At 61.2% G+C, this 26,302-nt stretch carries 28 protein-coding genes and 1 other RNA gene; 14 read left to right on the forward strand and 15 right to left on the reverse strand.

Features of this window, described 5'->3' with window-relative positions:
* Positions 1 to 41: 41 nt before the first annotated feature.
* The 3 genes from ubiH to JZ00_RS07755 are packed head-to-tail and all read right to left on the reverse strand — an operon-like array spanning position 42 to position 3,142.
* On the reverse strand, positions 42 to 1,229 hold the full coding sequence (gene ubiH / locus JZ00_RS07745; RefSeq protein ID WP_039590287.1) for a 2-octaprenyl-6-methoxyphenyl hydroxylase: 1,188 nt from the start codon (positions 1,227 to 1,229) through the stop codon (positions 42 to 44).
* Positions 1,226 to 2,560 (reverse strand): Xaa-Pro aminopeptidase, encoded by a 1,335-nt coding sequence (gene pepP / locus JZ00_RS07750; RefSeq protein ID WP_039590285.1) that lies wholly within the window; start codon positions 2,558 to 2,560, stop codon positions 1,226 to 1,228. Before pepP ends, ubiH begins: the two co-directional genes overlap by 4 nt.
* Before the next feature lie 27 nt (positions 2,561 to 2,587).
* Complete coding sequence (locus tag JZ00_RS07755; protein WP_039590279.1) at positions 2,588 to 3,142, reverse strand: YecA/YgfB family protein; 555 nt, start codon at positions 3,140 to 3,142, stop codon at positions 2,588 to 2,590.
* A 129-nt stretch (positions 3,143 to 3,271) separates the two neighbouring features.
* Between JZ00_RS07755 and JZ00_RS07760 the strand changes: the two genes are divergently transcribed.
* From JZ00_RS07760 to JZ00_RS07770, 4 genes are all read left to right on the forward strand, one after another.
* Positions 3,272 to 3,481, forward strand: coding sequence for a TIGR02449 family protein (locus JZ00_RS07760; protein WP_030138125.1), 210 nt, complete (start codon positions 3,272 to 3,274; stop codon positions 3,479 to 3,481).
* Positions 3,478 to 3,795 carry a cell division protein ZapA gene (locus JZ00_RS07765; protein ID WP_039590276.1) on the forward strand — a complete coding sequence of 106 codons (318 nt, stop codon included), beginning with the start codon at positions 3,478 to 3,480 and terminating at the stop codon, positions 3,793 to 3,795. The genes JZ00_RS07760 and JZ00_RS07765 overlap by 4 nt, the downstream gene beginning before the upstream one ends.
* 30 nt (positions 3,796 to 3,825) lie before the next feature.
* Positions 3,826 to 4,005: non-coding RNA, 6S RNA (gene ssrS / locus JZ00_RS30020), on the forward strand.
* 118 nt (positions 4,006 to 4,123) lie between these two features.
* On the forward strand, positions 4,124 to 4,729 hold the full coding sequence (locus JZ00_RS07770; RefSeq protein ID WP_039590274.1) for a 5-formyltetrahydrofolate cyclo-ligase: 606 nt from the start codon (positions 4,124 to 4,126) through the stop codon (positions 4,727 to 4,729).
* 35 nt (positions 4,730 to 4,764) lie between these two features.
* Here the strand turns inward: JZ00_RS07770 and JZ00_RS31190 are convergent, their stop codons facing one another.
* A complete protein-coding gene (locus tag JZ00_RS31190; protein WP_152668410.1) occupies positions 4,765 to 4,911 on the reverse strand; it encodes a hypothetical protein in 147 nt (48 codons plus the stop codon).
* A gap of 195 nt (positions 4,912 to 5,106) precedes the next feature.
* On the opposite strand from JZ00_RS31190, the gene JZ00_RS07775 reads away from it, so the two are divergent.
* Positions 5,107 to 5,559: an EVE domain-containing protein gene (locus JZ00_RS07775; protein ID WP_039590272.1), complete on the forward strand. Its 453-nt coding sequence runs from the start codon at positions 5,107 to 5,109 to the stop codon at positions 5,557 to 5,559.
* 58 nt (positions 5,560 to 5,617) lie between these two features.
* Here the strand turns inward: JZ00_RS07775 and JZ00_RS07780 are convergent, their stop codons facing one another.
* Positions 5,618 to 6,034: a flagellar basal body-associated protein FliL gene (locus JZ00_RS07780; protein WP_039590271.1), complete on the reverse strand. Its 417-nt coding sequence runs from the start codon at positions 6,032 to 6,034 to the stop codon at positions 5,618 to 5,620.
* Between the two features lie 150 nt (positions 6,035 to 6,184).
* Here JZ00_RS07780 and JZ00_RS07785 point away from each other — a divergent pair, with 150 nt between their 5' ends.
* Positions 6,185 to 7,162, forward strand: coding sequence for an NADPH:quinone oxidoreductase family protein (locus tag JZ00_RS07785; protein ID WP_039590265.1), 978 nt, complete (start codon positions 6,185 to 6,187; stop codon positions 7,160 to 7,162).
* Positions 7,163 to 7,384: 222 nt separating this feature from the next.
* Positions 7,385 to 8,734 (forward strand): glycerol-3-phosphate transporter, encoded by a 1,350-nt coding sequence (gene glpT / locus JZ00_RS07790; protein WP_039590263.1) that lies wholly within the window; start codon positions 7,385 to 7,387, stop codon positions 8,732 to 8,734.
* Here the strand turns inward: glpT and JZ00_RS07795 are convergent.
* The 6 genes from JZ00_RS07795 to JZ00_RS07820 all read right to left on the reverse strand — a co-directional run bounded on the left by JZ00_RS07795 (position 8,710) and on the right by JZ00_RS07820 (position 14,819).
* On the reverse strand, positions 8,710 to 9,378 hold the full coding sequence (locus JZ00_RS07795; protein WP_039590261.1) for a gamma-glutamylcyclotransferase: 669 nt from the start codon (positions 9,376 to 9,378) through the stop codon (positions 8,710 to 8,712). The two genes, glpT and JZ00_RS07795, sit on opposite strands and share 25 nt — an antisense overlap.
* 227 nt (positions 9,379 to 9,605) lie before the next feature.
* The gene (locus JZ00_RS07800; RefSeq protein ID WP_039590259.1) at positions 9,606 to 10,574 is read right to left on the reverse strand and encodes a CDP-6-deoxy-delta-3,4-glucoseen reductase; all 969 of its coding nucleotides are present in this window, start codon (positions 10,572 to 10,574) and stop codon (positions 9,606 to 9,608) included.
* Positions 10,574 to 12,040: a 4-hydroxy-3-polyprenylbenzoate decarboxylase gene (gene ubiD, locus JZ00_RS07805; RefSeq protein WP_039590257.1), complete on the reverse strand. Its 1,467-nt coding sequence runs from the start codon at positions 12,038 to 12,040 to the stop codon at positions 10,574 to 10,576. Before ubiD ends, JZ00_RS07800 begins: the two co-directional genes overlap by 1 nt.
* Before the next feature lie 119 nt (positions 12,041 to 12,159).
* The gene (rho, locus tag JZ00_RS07810) at positions 12,160 to 13,419 is read right to left on the reverse strand and encodes a transcription termination factor Rho (protein ID WP_003206716.1); all 1,260 of its coding nucleotides are present in this window, start codon (positions 13,417 to 13,419) and stop codon (positions 12,160 to 12,162) included.
* A 241-nt stretch (positions 13,420 to 13,660) separates the two neighbouring features.
* On the reverse strand, positions 13,661 to 13,990 hold the full coding sequence (gene trxA, locus JZ00_RS07815; protein WP_003206727.1) for a thioredoxin TrxA: 330 nt from the start codon (positions 13,988 to 13,990) through the stop codon (positions 13,661 to 13,663).
* 121 nt (positions 13,991 to 14,111) lie between these two features.
* A complete protein-coding gene (locus tag JZ00_RS07820) occupies positions 14,112 to 14,819 on the reverse strand; it encodes a FadR/GntR family transcriptional regulator (protein ID WP_039590248.1) in 708 nt (235 codons plus the stop codon).
* A 255-nt stretch (positions 14,820 to 15,074) separates the two neighbouring features.
* On the opposite strand from JZ00_RS07820, the gene JZ00_RS07825 reads away from it, so the two are divergent.
* From JZ00_RS07825 to ppx, 5 genes are all read left to right on the forward strand, one after another.
* Complete coding sequence (locus JZ00_RS07825; RefSeq protein ID WP_039590247.1) at positions 15,075 to 15,860, forward strand: transporter substrate-binding domain-containing protein; 786 nt, start codon at positions 15,075 to 15,077, stop codon at positions 15,858 to 15,860.
* Positions 15,861 to 15,881: 21 nt separating this feature from the next.
* Positions 15,882 to 16,550: an amino acid ABC transporter permease gene (locus JZ00_RS07830; protein WP_039590246.1), complete on the forward strand. Its 669-nt coding sequence runs from the start codon at positions 15,882 to 15,884 to the stop codon at positions 16,548 to 16,550.
* A complete protein-coding gene (locus JZ00_RS07835; RefSeq protein ID WP_039590245.1) occupies positions 16,547 to 17,197 on the forward strand; it encodes an amino acid ABC transporter permease in 651 nt (216 codons plus the stop codon). Before JZ00_RS07830 ends, JZ00_RS07835 begins: the two co-directional genes overlap by 4 nt.
* Positions 17,184 to 17,918, forward strand: a complete 735-nt coding sequence (locus JZ00_RS07840) for an amino acid ABC transporter ATP-binding protein (protein WP_039590243.1) — start codon at positions 17,184 to 17,186, stop codon at positions 17,916 to 17,918. The genes JZ00_RS07835 and JZ00_RS07840 overlap by 14 nt, the downstream gene beginning before the upstream one ends.
* Positions 17,919 to 18,077: 159 nt before the next feature.
* A complete protein-coding gene (ppx, locus tag JZ00_RS07845) occupies positions 18,078 to 19,580 on the forward strand; it encodes an exopolyphosphatase (RefSeq protein ID WP_039590241.1) in 1,503 nt (500 codons plus the stop codon).
* Between the two features lie 154 nt (positions 19,581 to 19,734).
* On the opposite strand, the gene ppk1 is transcribed toward ppx, so the two are convergent.
* Both ppk1 and hemB read right to left on the reverse strand, forming a co-directional pair.
* Complete coding sequence (gene ppk1, locus JZ00_RS07850) at positions 19,735 to 21,951, reverse strand: polyphosphate kinase 1 (RefSeq protein WP_039590239.1); 2,217 nt, start codon at positions 21,949 to 21,951, stop codon at positions 19,735 to 19,737.
* Between the two features lie 17 nt (positions 21,952 to 21,968).
* Entirely contained in the window at positions 21,969 to 22,982 is a 1,014-nt protein-coding gene (gene hemB / locus JZ00_RS07855; protein WP_039590237.1) for a porphobilinogen synthase, read from the reverse strand.
* A gap of 204 nt (positions 22,983 to 23,186) precedes the next feature.
* Between hemB and JZ00_RS07860 the strand changes: the two genes are divergently transcribed.
* A complete protein-coding gene (locus JZ00_RS07860; RefSeq protein WP_039590236.1) occupies positions 23,187 to 23,807 on the forward strand; it encodes a DedA family protein in 621 nt (206 codons plus the stop codon).
* Here the strand turns inward: JZ00_RS07860 and JZ00_RS07865 are convergent.
* Entirely contained in the window at positions 23,791 to 25,023 is a 1,233-nt protein-coding gene (locus tag JZ00_RS07865) for a sterol desaturase family protein (RefSeq protein WP_039590234.1), read from the reverse strand. The two genes, JZ00_RS07860 and JZ00_RS07865, sit on opposite strands and share 17 nt — an antisense overlap.
* A 124-nt stretch (positions 25,024 to 25,147) precedes the next feature.
* On the opposite strand from JZ00_RS07865, the gene elbB reads away from it, so the two are divergent.
* Positions 25,148 to 25,816 (forward strand): isoprenoid biosynthesis glyoxalase ElbB, encoded by a 669-nt coding sequence (gene elbB / locus JZ00_RS07870; RefSeq protein ID WP_030138150.1) that lies wholly within the window; start codon positions 25,148 to 25,150, stop codon positions 25,814 to 25,816.
* Between the two features lie 25 nt (positions 25,817 to 25,841).
* On the opposite strand, the gene JZ00_RS07875 is transcribed toward elbB, so the two are convergent.
* On the reverse strand, positions 25,842 to 26,297 hold the full coding sequence (locus tag JZ00_RS07875) for a YaiI/YqxD family protein (protein ID WP_039590232.1): 456 nt from the start codon (positions 26,295 to 26,297) through the stop codon (positions 25,842 to 25,844).
* Positions 26,298 to 26,302 lie beyond the last annotated feature (5 nt).

Consider the following 26,302-nt stretch of genomic DNA (forward strand, 5'->3'; position numbering starts at 1 on the left):
TTGCTGGCGACATCAGCCGCCGTTGGAAGGAATGATCGGGATCAAGCATCAGGGCGTATTCCCAATCCCATCGCTTGGCGGGCGAACCAGCGCTTGGCGGGTGGCAGCAGGTCCAGGCCCAGCAGGCCGAGATTGCGGCCCAGGGACACCAGCGGCAGGTCGCTGCTGAAAAGCCGCGTCACCTGGTCGGAGAAACCCACGGTCAGGGCCTGGTCCATCCGCTGGCGCTCGCGATAGGCTTGCAACACCGCGAAATCACCAGGCGTGCTGTCGCTCTCGAGCAACGCATCAGCCAAGGCCTGGGCATCGCGCAAGGACAGGTTGAAGCCTTGCCCGGCAATCGGATGCAAGCTGTGGGCGGCATTGCCCAGGATGGCCAGGTGCGGACGCACCTGTTCCTCGGCCTCCACCAGCGCCAACGGATAAAGATGCCGCGCGCCGACTTGCTTCAAGGTGCCCAGGCGATAGCCGAACACATTCTGCAGCTCACTGAGGAAACTGCGCTCATCGAGCGCTGCCAGCCGTTGCGCATCCATGCCCTGGCGCGTCCAGACCAATGCACAGCGATTTTCCGGCAGCGGCAGCAAGGCCATCGGGCCTTCGTCGGTGAAGCGTTCGAAAGCCATGCCATTGTGCGCTTCGCTGGGCGTGATATTGGCGATCAAGGCACTCTGGTCATAGGGACGGTTGCGGACCCCGACGCCAAGCTGTTCCCGCAGGCCCGAACGCCCGCCGTCGGCCAGTACCGCGAGGTCGCATTCCAGCACTGTTTCATCATCCAGGGTCAGGCGATAGCCCGCGACTTGCGGCTCCATGCGGGTCACCTGCGCAGGGCAGCGCCAACTGACGACTTCCTTGTCCAGGCCTTGCCACAGGCACTGGCCGAGCCAGGCGTTTTCAACCACATAGCCGAGGGCCGGCACGCCCTCCTCCATGGCGGACAGCCGCGCCGTGGAAAACCGCCCTCGGTCGGACACATGGATCTGCTTGATCGGCTCGGCCCGGCGGGAAATTTCCTGCCACAAGCCCAAGCGTTGATAAATCTGCCGCGCACCGAACGAAAGCGCCGATGAACGCGCATCGTAGCTCGGTTGCCAGGCGTCACCGGGGGCGAAGGGCTCGATCAGCATGATCTTCCAGCCCCTGGCCTTGGCACCGGCCTGCATGGCCAACGCCAGGCTCGCGCCGACCAGGCCGCCACCGATGATCGCTACGTTGACCCGGTTCATGCGGCTTGAGCCCGTGCGGCGGCCATCAAGGCCTCGATTTCGGCGACCGTTTTCGGCACGCCGCGAGTCAGGATTTCACAACCGGTCTTGGTCACTACCACGTCATCCTCGATGCGCACGCCAATGCCGCGCCATTTTTTCGCTACGTTGCGATTGTCCGGCGCGATGTAAATGCCCGGTTCAACGGTCAAGGTCATTCCAACCTCCAACACTCGCCACTCGCCACCCACCCGGTATTCCCCCACGTCGTGCACATCCATACCCAGCCAATGGCCGGCGCGGTGCATGTAGAATGCCCGGTGGGCTTCGCTGGCGATCAATTCATCGACCTCGCCTTCCAGCAGCCCAAGGCGGACCAGCCCCTCGGTAATGACCCGGACCGTCGCTTCATGGGCCTGGTTCCAGTGCTTGTCCGGCGCAATTTCGGCAAACGCGGCTTCCTGGGCGGCCAGCACCACTTCGTATATCGCTTTCTGCTCGGCAGAAAACTTGCCGCTGACCGGCCAGGTGCGGGTGATATCGCTGGCATAGCAATCGATCTCGCACCCGGCGTCGATCAACACCAGGTCGCCCTCCTTGAGCAGCGCGTCATTTTGCTGGTAATGCAAAATGCAGCTGTTGCGCCCCGCCGCGACAATGGAACCGTAGGCCGGCATTTTTGCCCCGCCCTTGCGAAATTCATAATCGAGCTCGGCTTCCAGGCTGTATTCGTACAGCCCCGGCCGCGCCGCCTGCATGGCCCGGATATGCGCCTGGGCGGAAATCCGCGCCGCTTCGCGCATCACTTTCACTTCCGCCGCCGATTTATACAGGCGCATGTCGTGCAGCAGATGATCCAGGGCAACGAATTCGTTCGGCGGCTGGGCACCGAGGTGGGCCTTGGAGCGGATCACGTTGATCCACTCCATCAGGTGCCGGTCGAACTCAGGGTTGCTGCCCATCGCCGAGTACACCCGGTCGCGGCCTTCGATCAGGCCCGGCAGGATGTCATCGATATCGGTGATGGGGAATGCGTCGTCGGCGCCGTAGTCGCGGATCGCCCCCTCCTGGCCGGCGCGCAGGCCATCCCACATTTCACGCTCGGCGTTGCGCTCGCGGCAGAAGAGGATGTACTCGCCATGGGCCCGGCCGGGCATCAGCACGATGACCGCCTGCGGTTCGGGAAAGCCGCTGAGATACTGGAAATCGCTGTCCTGGCGATAGACGTGCTCGACGTCGCGGTTGCGGATCGCAACGGCGGCGGCGGGCAGGATTGCGATGCTGTTGGGTTCCATCTGCGCCATCAAGGCCTTGCGGCGACGGCCGTATTCCGACTTCGGGATATGAATCATGGGCAGACGGTGTTCCCTTTCAAGCGATCAGTGCAGGGACGGCTTGGTGGCCGGCTCAGCGGTTTTCTTGGTCTCTGTGAACAGTAGCAGTGGCGCGACCCGCAGGTACTCCATGACTTCCATATAGTCGCTTTCGCCATCGTCGGACTCTTCCAGGGCATCCTGCACTTGGGAGATTGCTGCCAGGTCTTGAAGGACTTCTTTCGCTTCGTCGCTCAGGGCGTATTCGCGGCGGGTCAGGCCAAAACCGGCGAGGAAGCCCTGGCACCACTGGCCGAGCGCAGCGGCGCGTTCGCTCAGCGGCGCATCGTCGGTCGGCAGCAGCAAGACGACGGTCATGTCGTCGCTGGTCAACTCACCCTTGACCATTTCCTGCAGGCCGATGAGCGCATTGCGCACATTGTCTGCCGGCTCGCCTTCGAGCAGCTCGGCGGCGTCGGCCAGCCAGCCATCGGCGTCGAAACCGGCGCCGGCGCAGCTGCGGCCGAGCAACAGGCCGTGCAGTTCGGCAGGCGAGACAGGATGGCCGCTGGCGCTCAGCAGGGTGGCGAATGCTTGATACGGGGAATTCTGAATGGGCATGGGCAGCTAGGCGCCAGACGGCGCTATGTCTAGAATGGAGGCCTTGTATCCTACATCGACAGACTCGCCAAGACCATTAAAGGCTGTGCGACCCTTATTCCCCATCAGACACAATCTTCAGTGGACACAATGGAAGACACCGACCTGCAAGCGCTGATGGCCAGACTCGAGCTGCTAATTGAACGGGTCGAGCAACTTAAGAGCCAAAACGGACTCCTATTAGCTCAGGAAAAAACCTGGCGCGAGGAACGCGCGCACCTCATTGAAAAAAACGAAATCGCCCGGCGTAAGGTCGAATCGATGATTTCGCGCCTCAAGGCCCTGGAGCAAGACTCATGAGTTCAAGCAATAGCGTAACCGTGCAGATCCTCGACAAAGAGTATTCGATCATCTGCCCCCAGGAAGAGCGCAGCAACCTGGTGAGCGCCGCCCGTTACCTGGACGGCAAGATGCGCGAGATCCGCAGCAGCGGCAAAGTCATCGGTGCCGATCGCATCGCCGTGATGGCCGCCTTGAACATCACCCACGACCTGCTGCACCGCCAGGATACGCCCGACGTACAGGTGAGCGGCTCGACCCGTGAACAGGTTCGCGACTTGCTGGATCGGGTGGATCTGGTGCTCGCCACCGATCCGGACGTCAGCAAGGGCTGATTCACGAAGCTGCCTGGGGTATACTTGCGTCACTCCCTGGGGTGCTTGCCAGTTGGTGATGTCCCTGAGCCGATACGCACAACCACGGGGGTTGCACGTTGGGGCCGGTGTGCATGTCCGCTTGACGGAAAGCCTTAACGCCTCCTGCAACTTCCACCTTGAACTTTCGGGTTCAAGGGCTAAGCCGACAGCGGTTCATCCGGGGAGCCTGATTCTTGACGCAATGCCAGTCATCATGACTGGCATTGTCGTTTCTGGCGTTTGGCATTTCTGCTCCCCTCGTTTGCGGTTACGCTGTCTCGGTGTCCCCGTCTCGTGAAGCCTCGATATGACCGAACCTGCGTTGCCGACCCGCCCGCAACTTCGCCGCCTGCTGCGCCAGGCCCGTCGCGCCCTGACGCCGGCCCAGCAACGGGACGCCGCCCGAGGCCTTTACAGGCAACTGGCCCAGCACCCGCTTTTTCGTCGCGCACGACACATCGCCCTGTACCTGCCCAACGACGGCGAGATCGATCCACGCCTGCTGCTGCGCGCAGCCCAACGCAGGGGCAAGGCGACTTACCTGCCGGTGCTCAGCCCATGGCCGCAGACCAAAATGGTCTTCCAGCGAATCCATCCCGGCGAGAAGATGCAACCCAATCGCTTTCGCATCCCCGAGCCGCGCAAGAATATCGCCCGCCAGCGCAAGGTCTGGACGCTGGATCTGGTGCTGTTGCCGCTGGTCGGGTTTGATGATGCCGGAGGTCGGCTGGGCATGGGCGGGGGATTCTACGATCGCAGCCTGGCGTACCTGTCCCGCCGCAAACAATGGCGCAAGCCGACCTTGCTGGGACTGGCGCACGAATGCCAAAGAGTCGAGCGATTGGCGCAGGCAAGCTGGGATGTGCCGCTGCAAGGAACGGTCAGCGACAGGCGTTGGTACATTGCGCGATAGACGCCGCGCAAATCAGCGGCGCCTGGGAGATGAGCTCAGCGCTTGAGCGATGGCGCAGGCTGGGTGATGTCCATCGGAACATCGTTCTTGCTGCTCCACAAGCTCTGGGCGTAACCCGTGGTCACGACACCCAGGCCGAACAGAATGACCAGTATCCACAACAAATCCGGTTTGCGTTTCATCGATTGCCCCCCTCAAGGCATATCACACACGATGACAGCAGCGGTTTTCTTATTGGCCGTGCAGCAGCGTCAAGCTTGGAAGGCCGGCATTTTGCGGCAACCCGGACCCACACGCAAACTCTGACGTCAACCGACTGTCGGTTTGTCATAAAATCGCTGAACTATTTTCGTGTACATCGCCCAGGAGTAGAAATCATGGCCTATTGGCTGATGAAATCCGAGCCCGACGAATTGTCCATCCAGGGCCTGGAAAAGCTCGGCCACGCGCGCTGGGACGGGGTTCGCAACTATCAGGCGCGCAATTTCCTGCGGGCCATGGCGGTTGGCGACACGTTCTTTTTCTACCATTCCAGTTGCCCGGAGCCAGGCATCGCCGGGATTGGCAAAATCATCAAGGCAGCCTATCCCGATCCCACGGCCCTGGAGCCTGACAGCCACTACTTCGACGCCAAGGCCAGTGCGGAAAAAAATCCCTGGACCGCCATCGATGTCGCCCACGTAGAGACGTTCGCTCGTGTGCTCAAGCTCGACTACCTCAAACAGCAGGCCGCCCTGGCCGAAATGCCGCTGGTGCAGAAAGGCTCGCGGCTGTCGGTGATGCCGGTGACGGCCGAGCAGTGGGCGACGGTGATCGGCTTGAAACCTTGAGCAATGCAGCGACTAGTCAACCGTCTTCGCAAAAGGGCCCGCCTGGCCACCACAAGACTTATTGAATGATCAGGTTGTTGAACAACAGATCATCGACCATCGGCTTGCCGGTCTCGTCATTCATCACTTGCTGGGTCTGCTTCAACGCTTCCTGACGCAGTTTTTCCTTGGCTTCAAGGTTGTTCATGGTCTCGGTCGTCTGCTGGGCGAACAGCGCAACCAACTGGTTGCGAATCAACGGCTCGTTCGCTTTCACCGCCGCAGCAGCGGCATCGCCGGTCACGCGCAGGGCCACGTCAGCCTTGTAGACTTTAAGCCTGGTCGTACCGTCCAGCCCATAGTTGCCCACGAACGGTGGGCTCAAGGTGATGTAGCTGACTTTCGGCGCCTCGCCTTCCTTGGCTTCCTTGCTCTCTTCGGCCATCGCTGCCACAGGCAACGACAGGGCCAGCATCAACATGATCCACGCTTTCACATTTCACTCCTCATCCGGTTTGCGGCCCAGCATACCGACCCGTCGTCCAAGCACAAGCTTATGGCCGGCTATCAGGGCGGGGCATGCTCGTTGACCCATTGACTCCCACACCTACACTTATCGGCCATCACTCCCAAAGGAATAGCCCTGATGAAAGCCGTGCTGTGCAAAGAATTCGGCCCTGCCGAATCGCTGGTGCTGGAAGACGTCGCCAGCCCTGTCGTGAAGAAGAATGAAGTGTTGCTGGATGTGCACGCCGCCGGGGTGAATTTTCCTGACACGCTGATCATCGAGGGCAAATACCAGTTCAAGCCGCCCTTCCCGTTCTCGCCGGGCGGCGAAGCGGCAGGGGTCATCAGCGAGGTAGGGGAGAAGATCAGCCACCTGAAGGTCGGTGACCGGGTCATGGCCCTGACCGGCTGGGGCAGTTTCGCCGAACAAGTGGCGGTGCCGGGCTACAACGTGTTGCCGATTCCCTCCTCCATGGATTTCAACACGGCGGCCGCCTTCAGCATGACCTACGGCACATCGATGCACGCTCTCAAGCAGCGAGCCAACCTCCAGCCCGGAGAAACCCTGCTGGTACTCGGCGCCTCCGGCGGCGTCGGCCTGGCGGCAGTGGAAATCGGCAAGGCCATGGGCGCCCGCGTCATCGCTGCCGCCAGTAGCGCGGAAAAACTCGCCGTGGCCAAGGCCGCCGGCGCCGACGAACTGATCAACTACAACGAAACCAGCCTCAAGGACGAAATCAAGCGCCTCACCGACGGCCAAGGCGCCGACGTTATCTACGACCCGGTGGGTGGCGATCTTTTCGACCAGGCCGTGCGCGCCATTGCTTGGAACGGCCGGTTGCTGGTGGTCGGGTTTGCCAGCGGACGCATTCCCGAACTGCCGGTGAACCTGGCCCTGCTCAAGGGCGCCTCGGTGGTCGGCGTGTTCTGGGGCTCCTTCGCCCAGCGCCAACCCCAGGACAATGCCGCCAACTTCCAGCAATTGTTCGGCTGGTTCGCCGAAGGCAAGCTCAAGCCGCTGGTGTCGCAGGTGTACCCGCTTTCCAATGCCGCCCAGGCGATCAACGATCTGGGCCAGCGCAAGGCTGTGGGAAAAGTGGTGGTGCAGGTTCGCTGATTGCGTGCCTCACCGTTTTATGACCTGTACCGGGTCGAAGCCCTGCGACCCGGTTCCGCCATTCCCATAACGTCTTTCATTTATATCTGAGCGACATGTTCATAAAAGAACATGCGATATCCAGAATTTCCGCTGTTTGGCCGATGCGAACCGATGCTATTTTCGGTAACGAAACTGTAACATTCGCATCCGCAGTCAAAACAAGAATTCTGGAGCTCTTGAATGTTTGCTTTCTTTCGACCTGCCGCACATCAGGCAGCCCTGCCTGAAGAAAAAATAGACAGCACCTACCGACGCCTGCGCTGGCAGATCTTCGCCGGGATTTTCATCGGCTATGCCGGTTATTACCTGCTGCGCAAGAACTTCTCGCTGGCGATGCCGTATCTCATCGACGAGGGCTACACTCGTGGCCAGCTTGGCCTGGCCATGTCGGCCATCGCCATTGCCTATGGCTTGTCGAAATTCCTGATGGGCCTGGTGTCCGACCGCTCCAACCCGCGCTATTTCCTACCGTTCGGCTTGCTGGTATCAGCCGGGGTGATGTTCATTTTCGGTTTCGCGCCCTGGGCAACCTCCAGTGTGACGATCATGTTCATTCTGCTGTTCATCAACGGCTGGGCCCAAGGCATGGGCTGGCCGCCAAGCGGACGGACCATGGTGCACTGGTGGTCGCAGAAGGAGCGCGGCGGCGTGGTATCGGTCTGGAACGTGGCGCACAACGTCGGAGGTGGCCTGATCGGTCCGCTGTTCCTGCTGGGGATGGCCTGGTTCAATGACTGGCACGCGGCATTCTATGTGCCCGCTACCGTGGCGCTCGCCGTTGCGGTGTTTGCCTTTGCGACCATGCGCGACACCCCGCAGTCGGTGGGCCTGCCACCGATCGAGAAGTACAAGGACGACTATCCGGAAGGCTACGACGCCAGTCACGAGAACGAATTCAGCGCCAAGGAAATCTTCGTCAAGTACGTGCTGCGCAACAAAATGCTCTGGTACATCGCCATGGCCAACGTCTTCGTCTACCTGCTGCGCTACGGCGTGCTGGACTGGGCCCCGACCTACCTCAAGGAAGCCAAGGGCTTCACGGTGGATAAAAGCTCCTGGGCCTACTTCTTCTACGAATGGGCGGGTATTCCGGGGACGCTGTTGTGCGGCTGGATGTCCGACAAGATCTTCCGTGGCAACCGTGGCCTGACCGGCATGGTGTTCATGGCCCTGGTGACCGTGGCGACCTTGGTTTACTGGCTGAACCCGGCCGGCAACCCGACCGTCGACATGATTGCCCTGGTGTCCATCGGCTTCCTGATTTATGGCCCGGTGATGCTGATCGGCTTGCAGGCTCTGGAATTGGCGCCGAAAAAAGCCGCCGGTACCGCCGCAGGCTTCACCGGCCTGTTCGGGTACCTGGGTGGCTCGGTCGCGGCCAGCGCCGCCATGGGCTACACCGTGGACCATTTTGGCTGGGACGGCGGTTTTGTGCTGCTGGTCGGTGCTTGCCTGCTGGCGATGGCGTTCCTTGCGCCAACGCTGTGGCACAAGCAGATCGCCAGTCAGAGCCGCGAAGCAGTCGCCTGATCCCCTATTGATCGGCAGCGCTTGAGCCGCGCCTCCAGATTCCGGTCTGGCATGGCGTGGCTGCGCAGGGCGTGGATGGTCTGCTCGACATAATCGCGAGTCGTGCCATAACGCCCGCAAGCGCTTTCGAACACCTGGCTCAGCACATGGTCCGGCAAGTTGCCGGCATAGCTGGGCAGGTGTCGCTCCAGCACGAAGCCCAGGGCCTGCACCCGATTGCCATCCTCGAGACGGCAACTGAGCCAGTGCGGGCGATAGGACGGGACCGGCATTTCGCGTTGCCACAGGGCAAACAGCGAGTCCTCGAGATTTTCCTCCGGCAACCGGTAGGCGAAACCGCTGCACGAACCGCCACGGTCCAATCCGAACACCAACCCGGGCAGCTCCGGAGTGCCGCGATGCTCATGGGACCACAGGTACAAGCCGCGATGGTAACCATGGACCCGGCCTCGCACCCGCTCCACCGCCGTGCATTCCGGACGCCAGATCAACGAACCATAGGCGAACAGCCAGACCGGTCCGCCCTGATGAAGGCTCATGGTCGATCGCATCGAGGCGAGCAATTGTTCGCGGGTCAGCTGCGCACCCAGCTCGAGCCGGGGCGGGTACAGGGCGCAGGTTATGGCGGATTCGATAGCGGTCATGGCCGTTAGCGGTTGGCTTCTCAAAAATATGGGGACGCCAGGGTGTTGACGTTCGTGTGGAGCGAGGCAAGTTAAATGCCATCCCGACGCTATATACGTTATCGGTATCTGCCCGGCCGACTAAATACCGAAACGCAATATATGAAGTTATATCGAGGGGACATGGCCTTTTGTCGCGAGGGGAGCTTGCGCCCTCGCCACAAGGCATAACTCAAGGCTAGGTTGGCTCAAGCCCTTGGCGCATACGCAAACACGTCCGCGCGCATTTGATGGGCGTCCATGCCAGCTTCCACCAGCGCATCGAGTGTGGCGTAGATCATCGCCGGCGAGCCGCTGGCGTAGACGTGTACGCCGGAAAGATCGCTGAGGTCCTCGCATACCGCTTCGTGGAGCATCCCGCAACGCCCTTTCCAACCGCACAGGTCGCTGACGACCTTATGCAGGTACAGGTTCGGGAGTTCCTTCCACTCGTCCCAATGCTCGATCTCATAGAAGTCTTCGGGACGCCGCACGCCCCAATACAGATGCACCGGGTGCTTGAACCCCTGGGCGCGGCAGTGCTCGATCAGGCTGTGCATCTGGGCCATGCCGGTTCCGGCAGCGATGAGCACGAGCGGACCGTCGGGAAGCTCGGAAAGGTGAGTGTCGCCGAAGGGCATCTCGATGCGCACATTGGGGTTGCGCTGCAGTTGCTCCAGCAGCTTCTGTGCACTGCTTTCGCGCACCAAGACATGCAATTGCAGCTCGCGTCCGGAATGCGGCGCCGAAGCCAGGGAAAAAGCCGATTTCTCGCCGTTTTCCCGTTCGATCATCAGGTACTGCCCGGCGTGATAGCGCGGTGGCTTTCCCGCTGGCGCCCGCAGGCGCACTCGCCAGACATCGCCACCCACGTCGGCGCACTCGATGACCTGGCATGCCAGGTTGCGTACCGGCAGTTCGCCCGGCGCCAGCACGCCATCCCACAACACCACGCAGTCCTCCAGCGGCTCGGCGATGCACGTAAAAATCTCGCCATGATCACGTATTTCACCGGCCTGCTCCACGCGACCTTCCACCAGCAACGCGCCACACACGTGGCAGTTGCCGTTGCGACAGCTCTGCGGGCAGTCGTAGCCCAGGCGCCGCGCGCCGTCGAGAATCCGCTCGGCCGGCTGTATCTCCAGCACCGCGCCGGAAGGCTGCAAGGTTACACGCATCAATCTATTCCTAACTGATTCCAGATGGCATCGATCCGTTGGGTAACGGCTTCATCCTTGACGATAACCCGGCCCCACTCACGGGTGGTCTCACCGGGCCACTTATGCGTGGCATCGAGCCCCATCTTCGACCCCAGGCCGGACACCGGCGAGGCGAAGTCGAGGTAGTCGATCGGCGTATTCTCGATCATTACCGTGTCACGCTTGGGGTCCATGCGCGTGGTGATGGCCCAGATCACGTCGTTCCAATCCCGTGCGTTGATATCGTCGTCAGTGACAATAACGAACTTGGTGTACATGAATTGTCGTAAAAACGACCAGACGCCCAGCATGACCCGCTTGGCATGCCCCGGATACGACTTCTTCATGGTCACCACGGCCATGCGATAGGAGCAGCCTTCGGGTGGCAGATAGAAATCGGTGATCTCCGGAAACTGCTTTTGCAGGATCGGCACGAACACTTCGTTCAGCGCCACGCCGAGAATCGCCGGCTCATCAGGCGGACGACCGGTGTAGGTGCTGTGGTAGATCGGCTTGATCCGATGGGTGATGCGCTCGACGGTAAACACCGGGAAGCTGTCCACTTCGTTGTAGTAACCGGTGTGGTCACCGTACGGCCCTTCGTCGGCCATTTCGCCGGGGTGGATCACGCCTTCAAGGATGATCTCGGCGGTGGCCGGCACTTGCAGGTCGTTGCCGCGGCATTTCACCAGCTCGGTGCGATTGCCCCGCAGCAGGCCGGCGAAGGCATATTCGGAGAGGCTGTCGGGCACGGGCGTGACAGCACCGAGGATGGTCGCCGGGTCCGCGCCCAGGGCCACCGACACCGGGAATGGCTGGCCGGGATGTTTCTCACACCACTCACGGTAATCCAGCGCGCCGCCGCGATGGCTCAGCCAGCGCATGATGACCTTGTTGCGACCAATCACCTGCTGGCGATAGATGCCCAGGTTCTGGCGGTCCTTGTTCGGCCCCTTGGTGACGGTCAGGCCCCAAGTGATCAGCGGCCCCACATCGCCCGGCCAGCAGGTCTGCACCGGAAGCATGGCCAGGTCGACATCGTCGCCCTCGATCACCACTTCCTGGCAGATAGCGTCCTTGACGACTTTCGGCGCCATGGAAATGATCTTGCGGAAAATCGGCAGCTTGGACCAGGCGTCCTTCAGGCCTTTCGGCGGCTCGGGTTCCTTGAGGAACGCCAGCAGCTTGCCGATCTCGCGCAGTTCGCTGACGGCCTCGGCGCCCATGCCCAGGGCCACGCGCTCCGGTGTGCCGAACAGGTTGCCCAGCACCGGAATGTCATAACCCGTGGGGTTTTCGAACAACAGCGCCGGGCCTTTTGCGCGCAGGGTGCGGTCGCAGACCTCGGTCATTTCCAGGACGGGTGACACTGGCACCTGGATGCGCTTGAGTTCGCCGCGCTGTTCCAGCCCGCTGATAAAGTCGCGCAAGTCGCGATACTGCATGCAAAGCCTCATGGTGTCCGTGGCGTTCGGGGGCCCGAGTTTAACGCCGCCCGTTCGCAATAGTGAATGCACGGACAGCAAAAAGCCGGGTTTCCCCGGCTCTTGCTGGCCTGCTCGATTTACTTGCGTTTCATCGACAGGAAAAACTCATCGTTGGTCTTGGTCGTTTTCAGCTTGTCGACCAGGAACTCGATGGCAGCGACTTCATCCATCGGATGCAGCAGCTTGCGCAGGATCCACATGCGCTGCAACTCGTCATCGGCCGTCAGCAATTCTTCGCGACGGGTGCCGGAACGGTTGATGTTGATGGCCGGGAACACACGTTTCTCGGCGATGCGACGGTCCAGGGGCAGTTCCATGTTGCCGGTGCCCTTGAACTCTTCGTAGATCACTTCGTCCATCTTCGAGCCGGTCTCGACCAGCGCGGTGGCGATGATGGTCAGCGAGCCGCCTTCCTCGATGTTCCGTGCCGCACCGAAGAAACGCTTCGGCTTTTCCAGCGCGTGGGCATCGACACCACCGGTCAGCACCTTGCCGGAGCTCGGGATCACGGTGTTGTAGGCACGGGCCAGACGGGTGATGGAGTCGAGCAGGATCACCACGTCCTTCTTGTGTTCGACCAGGCGCTTGGCCTTCTCGATCACCATTTCGGCAACCTGCACGTGGCGGGTTGGCGGCTCGTCGAACGTCGAGGCGACCACTTCGCCACGCACGGTGCGCTGCATCTCGGTCACTTCTTCCGGACGTTCATCGATCAACAGCACGATCAGGTGAACTTCAGGGTTGTTGCGGGCGATGTTGGCCGCGATGTTCTGCAGCATGATCGTCTTGCCCGCTTTCGGCGGTGCCACGATCAGGCCGCGCTGGCCTTTGCCGATAGGTGCGCACAGGTCGATGACACGACCGGTGAGGTCTTCGGTGGAGCCGTTGCCGGCTTCCATCTTCATGCGCACGGTCGGGAACAGCGGGGTCAGGTTCTCGAAGAGAATCTTGTTCTTCGCGTTTTCCGGACGGTCGAAGTTGATCGTGTCGACCTTGAGCAGGGCGAAATAACGCTCGCCTTCCTTCGGAGGGCGGATCTTGCCAACGATGGTGTCACCGGTGCGCAAGTTGAAGCGACGGATCTGGCTCGGCGAGACGTAGATATCGTCCGGGCCGGCGAGATAGGAAGCGTCTGCGGAGCGAAGGAAGCCGAAGCCGTCCTGGAGAATCTCCAGCACGCCATCACCGGAGATTTCCTCGCCGCTTTTCGCGTGCTTCTTGAGCAGGGAGAAAATCACGTCCTGCTTGCGCGAACGGGCCATATTTTCTATGCCCATCTGTTCGGCCAATTCGAGCAGTTCGGTAATCGGCTTTTGCTTGAGTTCAGTCAGATTCATATAGGAATGACGTAATCATTTATGGAGGGGGGAAATTAAGCTTTTGGCTTAATGAGGCCGCGCCGCGGAGAAGGCGACAGGATCGCGTACTTATTCGAAAGGAGAGCGTCGGCGACGGCTTGCAGGGGGCAATGGAGAAACCAGTGCGGGGCCGAATGTAACACCTCGATTTGCGAGCGTCTAGCCCCGAACAACGAAAAAGCCCCGCGATTTGCGGGGCTTTTGGCAGGACATTCGACGCTTAGATGTTGGCGTCGAGGAATGCCGCCAGTTGCGATTTCGACAGCGCGCCCACCTTGGTGGCTTCGACGTTGCCGTTCTTGAACAGCATCAGCGTAGGAATACCGCGCACGCCGTGCTTGGCCGGGGTTTCCTGGTTTTCGTCGATGTTCAGCTTGGCAACGGTCAGCTTGCCCTTGTAGGTCTCGGCAATCTCGTCCAGGACCGGAGCGATCATTTTGCATGGACCGCACCACTCAGCCCAATAGTCGACCAGTACCGCGCCTTCGGCCTTGAGTACGTCAGCTTCGAAGCTAGCGTCGCTAACGTGTTTGATCAGATCGCTGCTCATGGAAATCTCCGGGGTAATCAGCAAAAAAACGTGGCCCATCATAACGACCCTTCCCGGGTTCAGGAAGCCGCAGTTGATTGAGTCTCGCTATAGCTGCCGACGGGTTTGCGTATGGCTCGGATCACGAAGCGGTCGGAGCAATAAACGAAATACCCGTGCGCAACGCAGCATTACGTACATGTTCCTGCATGGTTTTTTGCGCTGAAACCGATGCACGACGGGCCAGGGCGCGAAGAATCTTGCGGTGTTCCTGCCAGGTTTCCATTGCCCGCTCCGCCCTGATGAACGGTAGTTTCTGGCTCTCGAGGAAGATCTCGGCGCTGGCGGTGAGGATGCTCAGCATCGCCTGGTTGCCGCTGGCCAGCAGGATGCGCCGATGGAATTCGAAATCCAGTTGCGCCGCAGCGTCGAAATCCCCGGCCTTCAATTCCCGGCGCATGGCCTCGACGTTGTCCTCCAGCGCATCGAGCTCATCGGCACTCAACGTCACGGCTGCCAATCCGGCTGCGAAACCTTCGAGGGCATAGCGCAGCTGAAAGATATCCACAGGCGAGGCCTGGGCGGCGAAAGGCCAACCCGGTGTCGAGTCGTGACCTGCGGCTTGCGCCGGGGCCTGCACAAAAACGCCCCGGCCCGGCTGTACGCTGATCATTCCCAGGGCGCTCAACGACGAAAGCGCTTCGCGCAGGGACGCCCGGCTAACCCCCAGTTGCAAGGCCAGGTCCCGTTGCGAGGGCAGTGCATCGCCCGGGCCGAAGCCTTCGTCGGCGATCAGTTTGCGGATGGCTTGCAGCGCCACCTCAGGAACGGCACGAGCGATGGAATTCATGATTTTCCAGACAAACCGGGCAAATGAGCGGCTAGTTGTAAAGCTATTCGCCGCGCCCGGCAAGTCGTGCCCCAGCAGGGTTCGGCGCCCAATGCCGACGCTCGATAAAGGTGCGAAACGCTGCGCAACTGTTCAGACCAGTCAGACCGAACGGCGCCTGCAAAACCGTGGCTTTGGCGGATCAAGCGGGAGTTTGGCATGCCCTGTGCTCTGCCCAATTGCAGAAACCTCACCATCGACCGCGGAGATTCACCCATGATCCAGCGTTGCAGCGTCCTGCTCACTGCCCTGTTTGCCAGTTTGATGCTTTGCCAATTGCCCGCCCACGCCGATGGCCTGGAGGATGTGGTCAAGCGCGGCACGCTCAAGGTCGCCGTGCCCCAGGATTTCCCGCCGTTCGGCTCGGTCGGCCCGGACATGAAGCCGCGCGGCCTGGATATCGACACGGCGAAGCTGCTGGCCGACCAGCTCAAGGTCAAGCTGGAACTGACGCCAGTCAACAGCACCAACCGCATCCCTTTCCTGACCACCGGCAAGGTCGACCTGGTGATTTCCAGCCTGGGCAAGAACCCGGAGCGGGAAAAGGTCATCGACTTTTCCAGCGCCTACGCGCCGTTCTACCTGGCCGTATTCGGCCCGCCCGATGCCGCCATCAACAACCTGGACGACCTCAAGGGCAAGACCATCAGTGTCACTCGTGGCGCCATCGAAGACATCGAGCTGACCAAGGTCGCCCCCGAAGGCACCACCATCAAGCGCTTCGAAGACAACAACTCGACCATCGCCGCCTACCTGGCCGGCCAGGTTGACCTGATCGCCAGCGGCAACGTGGTGATGGTCGCCATCAGCGAACGCAACCCCAAGCGCGTCCCGGCATTGAAAGTGAAACTCAAGGATTCGCCGGTGTACGTGGGCGTCAACAAGAACGAGCCGGCATTGCTGGACAAGGTCAACCAGATCCTTGCCACCGCCAAGACCGACGGCAGCCTGGAGAAAAACTCCCAGACCTGGCTCAAGCAACCGCTGCCGGCCGATCTCTGACCGTCGCTTGAGAGGCTGAGCATGGCTTATCAGTTCGATTTCCTACCGGTGGTGCAAAACACCGAACTGCTGTTGCGCGGTGCACTGTTCACCTTGGAACTGACAGCCATCGGTGCGTTGCTCGGGGTTGGCCTGGGCATCGTCGGGGCGGTGGTGCGGGCTTGGAATATCCGTCCGTTCGCCCCGATTTTTGGCGTGTATGTGGAATTGATCCGCAATACGCCGTTCCTGGTGCAGTTGTTCTTCATCTTCTTCGGCTTGCCGTCCCTGGGCCTGCAGATTTCCGAGTGGCAGGCGGCGGTGCTGGCCATGGTGATCAACCTCGGCGCCTATTCCACCGAGATCATCCGCGCCGGCATCCAGGCGATCCCGCGAGGGCAACTGGAAGCCGCCGCGGCCTTGGCGATGAGTCGCTTCGAGGCCTTCCGCCATGTGGTGCTGCTACCGGCGCTGGGCAAGGTCTGGCCGGCCTTGAGCAGCCAGATCATCATCGTGATGCTCGGCTCGGCGGTCTGCTCCCAGATCGCCACCGAAGAACTGAGCTTCGCAGCCAACTTCATCCAATCGCGCAACTTCCGCGCCTTTGAAACCTACGCACTGACGACGCTGATCTACCTGTGCATGGCGCTGTTGATCCGCCAGTTCCTGAATTGGATCGGGCGTCGCTACATTGCCAGGAGCAGCCAATGAGCGATTTCACTTTCTGGGACGTGGTGCGCAACCTGCTCACCGGCCTGCAATGGACCCTGGCGCTGTCGCTGGTGGCGTTTATCGGCGGCGGTGTGATCGGCTTGCTGGTGATGGTCCTGCGCATTTCCAAAAACGCCCTGCCCCGCAACATCGCCCGCACCTACATCGAACTGTTCCAAGGCACGCCGCTGTTGATGCAACTGTTCCTGGTGTTTTTCGGCGTAGCCCTGGCCGGGATTGAGATCTCACCCTGGATGGCGGCGGCGATTGCCCTGACGCTGTTCACCAGCGCGTATCTCGCGGAGATCTGGCGCGGTTGTGTCGACTCGATTTCCAATGGCCAGTGGGAAGCCTCCGCGAGCCTGGCCCTCAACCCCCTGGAACAATTGCGCTACGTGATCCTGCCCCAGGCCCTGCGCATTGCCGTGGCGCCGACGGTTGGCTTCTCCGTGCAGGTGGTCAAGGGCACGGCCGTCACGTCGATCATCGGCTTTACCGAACTGACCAAGACCGGCGGCATGCTCGCCAACGCCACGTTCGAGCCGTTCATGGTCTATGGCCTGGTCGCCCTCGGTTACTTCTTGCTCTGCTACCCCTTGTCCCTCAGCGCGCGCTACCTGGAAAGGAGACTGCATGCCTCTGCTTAGAATTTCCGCCCTGCATAAATACTACGGCGATCATCATGTGCTCAAAGGCATTGACCTGAGCGTCGAGGAAGGCCAGGTCGTCGCGATCATCGGCCGCAGCGGCTCGGGCAAGTCCACCTTGCTGCGCACGCTCAATGGCCTGGAGTCGATCAACGATGGCGTGATCGAAGTCGATGGCGAATACCTCGATGCCGCCCGCGCCGACCTGCGCAGCCTGCGGCAGAAAGTCGGGATGGTGTTCCAGCAGTTCAACCTGTTCCCACACCTGACGGTGGGCGAGAACGTGATGCTCGCACCGCAGGTGGTACAAAAAGTCCCCAAGGCCAAGGCGGCCGAACTGGCGCGGCAGATGTTGGAGCGGGTTGGGCTTGGCGAAAAATTCGACGCCTTCCCTGACCGTCTGTCCGGTGGTCAACAGCAACGGGTGGCGATTGCCCGCGCCTTGGCGATGTCGCCCAAAGTGCTGCTGTGCGATGAAATCACCTCGGCGCTGGACCCGGAGCTGGTCAACGAAGTGCTCAGCGTAGTGCGGCAACTGGCCAAGGAAGGCATGACACTGATCATGGTCACCCACGAAATGCGTTTCGCCCGGGAAGTGGGCGACAAACTGGTGTTCATGCACCAGGGCAAGGTGCACGAGGTGGGTGATCCGAAGGTGCTGTTTGCCGATCCGCAGACAGCGGAGCTGGCCAACTTCATCGGTACGGTCGAGCCTGCCTGATTTTTGCTGCAGGAGAAAAACCCTGTGGCGAGGGGATTTATCCCCTCGCCACAAAGGCACCCTGCAGACTGCTCTGGCTCAAGGGTTTGGCTCAGGTGCGTTGGCGTAAGCGGTCGATCGTGGCAGGATGGCAAGGTTATCGACCGAGACTTTCTGACCATGCCGCCATCCCAAGCCAAGAATCTGTCCCTGATCGCCGCCATTGACCTGGGCTCCAACAGTTTCCATATGGTCGTCGCCAAGGCCCAGAACGGGGAAATCCGCATTCTTGAGCGGCTCGGCGAGAAGGTCCAGCTGGCCGCCGGGATCGACGAAGAGCGCCAGTTGAGCGAGGAGTCCATCCAGCGCGGACTCGATTGCCTCAAGCGTTTTGCCCAGCTGATCAACGGCATGCCCCTGGGCGCTGTGCGGATCGTGGGCACCAACGCCCTGCGCGAGGCGCGCAACCGTGGCGAATTCATCCACCGCGCCGAAGCGATCCTCGGCCATCCGGTGGAGGTCATTTCCGGACGTGAAGAGGCTCGCCTGATCTACCTCGGCGTCTCCCACACCTTGGCCGACACCCCCGGTAAACGCCTGGTGGCGGACATCGGCGGCGGCAGTACCGAATTCATCATTGGCCAGCGCTTCGAGCCGCTGCTGCGCGAAAGCCTGCAGATGGGTTGCGTGAGCTACACCCAGCGTTATTTCCGCGACGGCAAGATCACCCCGGCCCGCTACGCCCAGGCGTATACGGCGGCGCGCCTGGAAATCATGAGCATCGAACATGCCCTGCACCGGCTGACCTGGGACGAAGCCATCGGCTCCTCGGGAACCATCCGAGCCATCGGCCTGGCGCTCAAGGCCGGCGGCCATGGCAGCGGCGAAGTCAATGCCGAGGGCCTGGCGTGGCTCAAGCGCAAGGTGTTCAAGCTCGGCGATTCGGACAAGATCGATTTCGAAGGCATCAAGCCCGACCGACGAGCGATCTTCCCGGCGGGCCTGGCAATTCTCGAAGCCATCTTCGATGCCCTCGAACTGCAGCGCATGGACCATTGCGAAGGTGCCCTGCGCGAAGGCGTGCTCTATGACTTGCTCGGGCGTCATCATCACGAAGACGTGCGCGAGCGTACCCTGGGCTCGCTCATGGAGCGCTACCACGTCGATCAGGAACAAGCGACGCGGGTCGAGCGCAAGGCGCTGCATGCCTTCGACCAGGTGGCCGACGATTGGGACCTGAACGACGGCGTCTGGCGCGAACTGCTCGGTTGGGCCGCCAAGGTGCACGAGGTGGGCCTGGACATCGCCCACTACCATTACCACAAGCACGGCGCCTACCTCATCGAGCATTCGGACCTCGCGGGTTTCTCCCGCGAAGACCAGCAGATGCTCGCACTATTGGTACGCGGTCATCGCCGCAATATTCCAAAAGACAAATTCGCCGAGTTCGGCGACGACGGCATCAAGCTGATTCGCCTGTGCGTGCTGCTACGCTTCGCGATCCTGTTCCACCACATCCGCGGCACCCAGCAAATGCCCCAAGTGGCGCTGCATGCCGACGGCGATCAACTGGATGTGATGTTTCCCGAAGGCTGGCTGGAAGAGAACCAACTGACCCAGGCTGACTTTGCCCAGGAAGCCGAATGGCTGACTCGGGTGGGGATTTTGCTGAACATTCACTGAGTCCAGCGACACGAACCTTTGTGGCGAGGAAGCTTGCTCCCGCTGGAGGGCGACGCCCTCCCAAGGCGTTGGGCTGCTGGGCAGCCCAACGGGGATAAATCCCCTCGCCATAGCAAGCTCCCTCGCCACTAAGGCCTAGCTCGCCCCAGGACGTTTAACTAACCGCCAGCACCGGGCTGCTCAAGCGCTCCAGCAACGTCGCCTGGGCGCTGCGCGGGTTCTGGTTGCCGGTCGGCGTGTTGCGGATGTAACGACCATCCGACTGCAGGCTCCAGCTGTGGGTATTGTCGGTGAGGTAGCTTTCCAGCTCCTTCTTGACCCGCAGGATCAGCTTCTTGCCCTCCACCGGGAAGCAGGTCTCGACACGCTTGTCGAGGTTGCGCTCCATCCAGTCGGCGCTCGAAAGGAACATCTGCTCCTCCCCGCCATTGAGGAAATAGAACACCCGGGTGTGCTCCAGGAAACGCCCGATGATCGAGCGCACATGGATGTTGTGGGACACCCCCGGAATGCCCGGTCGCAAGCAGCACATGCCGCGCACCACCAGGTCGATGCGCACGCCCGACTGGCTGGCCTTGTACAGCGCACGGATGACTTTAGGATCGGTCAACGAGTTGAACTTGGCGATGATGTGCGCGGGCTTGCCGTCCAAAGCGAACTGGGTTTCCCGGGCAATCATGTCGAGCATGCCTTTTTTCAGGGTGAACGGCGCATGCAGCAGTTTCTTCATGCGCAGGGTCTTGCCCATGCCGATCAACTGGCTGAACAATTTGCCGACGTCTTCACACAGGGCGTCATCGGACGTCAGCAAGCTGTAGTCGGTATACAGACGGGCGTTGGCCGCATGGTAGTTACCGGTGCCCAAGTGGGCGTAGCGCACGATCTCGCCGGCCTCACGGCGCAGGATGAGCATCATCTTGGCGTGGGTCTTGAAGCCCACCACGCCGTAGATCACCACCGCACCGGCCGCTTGCAGGCGGCTGGCCAGCTGCAAGTTGGACTCTTCATCGAAGCGTGCGCGCAATTCGATCACCGCCGTGACTTCCTTGCCGTTTCGCGCCGCGTCCACCAGTGCATCGACGATTTCCGAGTTGGCACCACTGCGGTACAGCGTCTGGCGCACTGCCAGGACGTGAGGATCCTTGGCGGCCTGGCGCAGCAAATCGACCACCGGGGTGAACGACTCGAAGGGGTGCAGCAGCAAGATGTCCTGCTTGCTGACGACACTGAAAATGTTTTCGCTGTTTTGCAGCAATTTCGGAATTTGCGGCGTAAACGGCGAGTATTGCAGCTCCGGATGGCTATCCAGGCCAGTGATGCTGAACAGACGTGTCAGGTTGACCGGGCCATTGACCTGGTACAACTCGGTCTCATGCAGGTTGAACTGCTTGAGCAGATAGTCGGACAGGTGTTTCGGGCAGGTGTCGGCCACCTCCAGGCGCACCGCATCGCCATAACGACGGGAGAACAGCTCGCCGCGCAGGGCGCGGGCCAGGTCTTCGACGTCCTCCGTGTCCACCGACAGGTCGGCGTTGCGGGTCAGGCGGAACTGATAGCAGCCCTTCACCTTCATGCCCTGGAACAGGTCATCGGCGTGGGCGTGGATCATCGACGACAGGAATACATAGTTGTCGCCCGGGCCGCCGACGTCTTCCGGCACGCGAATGATGCGCGGCAGCAGGCGCGGCGCCGGAATGATCGCCAGACCGGAATCGCGACCGAAGGCGTCGATGCCTTCCAGCTCGACGATGAAGTTCAGGCTCTTGTTGACCAGCAGCGGGAACGGGTGCGTCGGATCGAGGCCGATCGGCGTGATGATCGGTGCGATCTCGTCGCGGAAATAGCGGCGCACCCAGGTCTTGATCTTGGTGTTCCAGTTGCGCCGGCGGATGAAGCGCACCTGGTGCTTTTCCAGCTCCGGCAGCAGGATGTCGTTGAGGATCGCATACTGGCGGTCCACATGGCCGTGGACCAGCTCGCTGATGCGCGCCAACGCCTGGTGCGGTTGCAGGCCGTCGGCGCCGGCCTGTTCACGGGCGAAGGTGATCTGCTTCTTCAGGCCGGCGACGCGAATCTCGAAGAACTCGTCCAGGTTGCTGGAAAAGATCAGCAGGAATTTCAGCCGTTCCAACAACGGATAGGACTCGTCCAGCGCCTGCTCCAGCACGCGGATGTTGAACTGCAGTTGCGACAGCTCGCGATGGATGTACAGGCTGCTGTCATCCAGGTTGGGGATCGCAATCGCCGGTGCCGGCGCCGGCTCGGGCGCGGCCGCAGGGGCTGGCTCCAGCTCCGCTGGCGTTTCGGCGACTGGCTCGGCCACGGGCTGAGCGTCTTTTACGGCAACTTCTGTGAGTCCTTCGGTATTCATCGCAAGTTCCTGGGAGGCTATTTTTGCTCTCGTAACAATTGGGCGGCACGCACGGCAAAGTACGTCAGGATGCCATCAGCACCCGCGCGCTTGAAAGCGGTCAGGGACTCCAGAATCACCCCTTCGCTCAGCCAGCCGTTCTGGATCGCTGCCATGTGCATCGCGTACTCGCCGCTGACCTGATACACAAAGGTCGGCACTTTGAATTCATCCTTTACCCGACAGAGAATGTCGAGGTAAGGCATCCCCGGCTTGACCATGACCATGTCTGCCCCTTCTGACAAGTCGGCAGCCACTTCGTGCAAGGCTTCATGGGTATTGGCCGGGTCCATCTGATAGGAGGCCTTGTTGGCCTTGCCCAGGTTGAGGGCCGAGCCGACCGCGTCGCGGAACGGACCGTAGTAGGCACTGGCGTACTTGGCCGAGTAAGCCATGATGCGCACGTTGACGTGCCCGGCCACTTCCAAGGCTTCGCGGATCGCCTGGATCCGACCGTCCATCATGTCCGATGGCGCCACCACCTGGGCACCGGCCTCGGCGTGGGACAGCGCTTGCCTGACCAGCGCATCGACGGTGATGTCGTTCTGCACGTAGCCTTCTTCGTCGAGAATGCCGTCCTGCCCGTGAGTGGTGAACGGGTCCAGCGCCACGTCGGTGATCACCCCCAGCTCCGGGAAACGTGCACGAAGGGCACGGGTCGCGCGCTGGGCGATACCCTCGGGGTTCCAGGCTTCGGCGGCGTCCAGGGACTTGAGACCCGCAGGCGTGACCGGAAACAGCGCCAGCGCCGGGATTCCCAGTTCGACCCACTCGGCCGCTGCTTCCAGCAGCAGGTCGATGGTCAGGCGCTCAACGCCCGGCATCGAGGCCACCGCCTCACGGCGATTCTCACCGTCCAGAACGAACACTGGCAGGATCAGGTCATCGACGGTCAGTACGTTCTCGCGCACGAGCCGACGAGAAAACTCATCCCGGCGGTTGCGACGCAGGCGAGTGGCGGGAAACAGACGATTGGCGGGGGTAAAGCTCACGGCAGACTCCTGAGCCCGCAGACGGGCGAGCGTGACAGTTATAAGCGGCCATTATGACGAACACATGACAGTTGTGCTAAAGCGCGACCGGTAGTCGCAGTCATTGTCTTCTGTAGGAAATGTTCACGTCGAGACACATTTCGATACTTTCCTGAATGTGCCTGAAGGGTTAGGCTGCGCGTTCATTTCGCCAGCACCCAGACAATGCTCCAACAATTTCTGCACGACTTCGGCTACCTGGCCCTGTTCATCGGCACGTTCTTCGAAGGCGAAACTATCCTCGTGCTCGCAGGCTTCCTGGCGTTCCGTGGCTACATGGACATCAACCTGGTGGTGGTCGTGGCATTTTGCGGCAGCTACGCCGGCGATCAGCTGTGGTATTTCCTCGGGCGCAAGCACGGTCGCAAGCTCTTGGCACGCAAACCGCGCTGGCAGTTGATGGGTGACCGGGCACTGGAGCACATTCGCCGACATCCGGACATCTGGGTCCTGAGCTTTCGTTTCGTCTACGGCCTGCGCACCGTAATGCCGGTGGCCATCGGCTTGTCGGGCTATCCGCCGGGCCGCTACCTGTTGCTCAACGGTATCGGCGCGGCGATCTGGGCCACGGCGCTGGCCGCCGCCGCGTATCACTTTGGCGCGGTGCTCGAAGGCATGCTGGGCAGTATCAAGAAATACGAATTGTGGGTCCTCGGCGCCCTGCTGGTGCTGGGCTTGGGCCTGTGGCTGCGCCGTCGCATCAAGAATGCGCGGCTGGCCAGGAAGACCCTCGAGGCCGAGCGACAGGAACAAGCCAGGGCCAGCGAATCTACGCCAGGCGAGTGAGTCGGGTGCGACAGCAGTAAAGCCCGATGCCACTGATCAGGCTGTAGCTCAGCAGCCCGACCCAAGCCATCGGGCTGGCCGGCCACAACCCGGCCACCGGTGCCAGCCATGCCAACGGTACGTTCGCCGCCAGCCGCAACAACTCCATCTTCAGCGCCCACGGGCGATTCTCCAGGGCCACGCCCAAGGCAAACACCCCCAACGCAATAACTCCCCAGCCCAGTATCAAGGCGGCGGCCGACAGACTGTCTTCAAGGTTCATCAGGTAGCTGCCCAGGGCGATATAGACACAGAACTGCAGCGCGACATACCACTGCTGTCGTCCGTCCAGCGGCACTTCGAATTTGCGGAACTGGCTCAGGTCTGGCTTGTTCAGCGGATATCGGGCAGCCACGTCAGCCGGGCGCCAACCGGTGGGCATGAACCAGATCCGCAATTTGTCCCACCAGCGCCCGGCCCGCCGGGCATCGGCCCAAAGCTGCCCATAGAACTGCAGATTCGCCCACAGCGGATTCCAACTGGCCAGCGGCGTAGTCACGCCAAAAACCACCGGCTCGTTCTCGTCCTCTTCCTGGAACGTGCCAAACAGACGGTCCCAAATAATGAACACCCCGCCGTAGTTGCGATCCATGTAGAGAGGGTTCTGCGCATGGTGGGCACGATGATTGGACGGCGTGACGAAGCACCATTCCAGCCAGCCGAGCTTTGGAATGTGTTGGGTGTGTACCCAGAATTGGTACAGCAGGTTCAGCGCCGCGACGCTGACGAACACCACCAGCGGCACGCCCAGGACCGCCAGCGGCAAATAGAAAATCCAGCTCAGCAAGAAGCCGGTACTGGTCTGGCGCAACGCGGTGGAGAGGTTGTAGTCCTCGCTCTGGTGATGCACGGAATGGGCGGCCCAGAGGATGTTGCGCTCATGGCCCATGCGGTGCAGCCAGTAATAGCAAAAGTCATAGCACACAAAAGCAACCACCCAGGCCCAGGCCTGGTCGGCCGGCAGCTGGAAGATCGCCAGGTGCTCCAAGGCAACGGCATAGGTGACCAAGCCGACGCCCTTGGTCAGCAGCCCGGTAGTGGTCGACAGCACGCCGGTACTCAAGCTGTTGATGGCGTCCGCCAGGCGATAGTGGCTCACGCCACGCCAGCGATCGGCCAGCAACTCGACGGCAATCAACACGAAGAAAAACGGCACGGCATACAGAATGAAATTCATGATGCGACCCGGACAGGCAAGGCAGGGAAGATAATCGGCAGGTTAGGTGTAGCTGCCCGATACCCCTATGGCAACGAGTGACAAATTAGTAGACATTTAACGCCATGAATCTGGAGAAAAGCCCATGAGCAAAAAAGTTGCAGTGATCCTTTCCGGCTGTGGCGTGTATGACGGCGCAGAGATCCACGAAAGCGTGATCACCTTGCTGCGTCTCGACCAGCGCGGTGCGCAGGTCCAATGTTTCGCCCCGAACATTGCCCAACTGCATGTCATCAACCATCTGACTGGCGAGGAAATGCCCGAAAGCCGCAACGTGCTGGTGGAATCGGCGCGCATTGCCCGAGGCGACGTGAAGGACCTGCGCGAAGCCAAGGCCGAGGACTTTGATGCGCTGATCGTGCCCGGCGGCTTCGGCTCGGCGAAAAACCTGTCCAACTTCGCCGTGGAGGGTGCCGGCTGCACTGTCCAGCCCGAAGTCCTGGCGTTGACCGAAGCCTTTGCCGAGGCGGGAAAACCGGTGGGGCTGATGTGCATCTCACCCGCCCTCGCGGCGAAAATCTACGGTCCGGGCGTGAATTGCACCATCGGCACAGATGCCGACACGGCGGCGGCCGTGACCAAGATGGGCGGGAATCATGAAGAGTGCCTGGTCACCGATATTGTCGAGGACACGGCGCGTAAACTGGTCAGCACACCCGCCTACATGCTGGCCAAGAACATCAGCGAAGCGGCTTCGGGCATCAACAAGCTAGTCGACCGGGTGTTGGAGCTGACGCACGAGAACGACGCCTGACCCCACAAAGGGCTCCAGGCCAGGCTCAAGAATTTCGAGCCAAGCGCGTCAATATCCGATCCAGCGCATTGGCAAACCCCTGCTTGTCCCGCTCGCTGTAAGCCGCCGGGCCGCCGCCCATATGGCCTTGCTCGCGCAAGTCGGTGAACAGGTTGCGCACCGCCAGGCGATCGCCCATGTTCTGCGCGTCGAATTCCTTGCCCCTGGGGTCCAGGGCGGCGACGCCCTTCTTCACGAGGCGGTCTGCCAGCGGCACGTCGGAGCAGATGACCAACTCACCCGGGACAGCGTGTTCCACCAGGTAGTCATCCGCCGCATCAGGACCGCTTGGGACCACGATCAGCTTGACCAAGGCAAGGCCCGGCTTGATTTGCGGTTGCCCCGCAACCAGCACCACTTCGAACTGGCGCTTCAAGGCGAACTTGACCACCAGTTCCTTCGCGGCCTTGGGGCAGGCGTCGGCGTCTATCCATACGCGCATTCGGT

The sequence above is a fragment of the Pseudomonas frederiksbergensis genome (genome assembly GCF_000802155.2).
Taxonomy (GTDB): Bacteria; Pseudomonadota; Gammaproteobacteria; order Pseudomonadales; family Pseudomonadaceae; genus Aquipseudomonas; species Aquipseudomonas frederiksbergensis_A.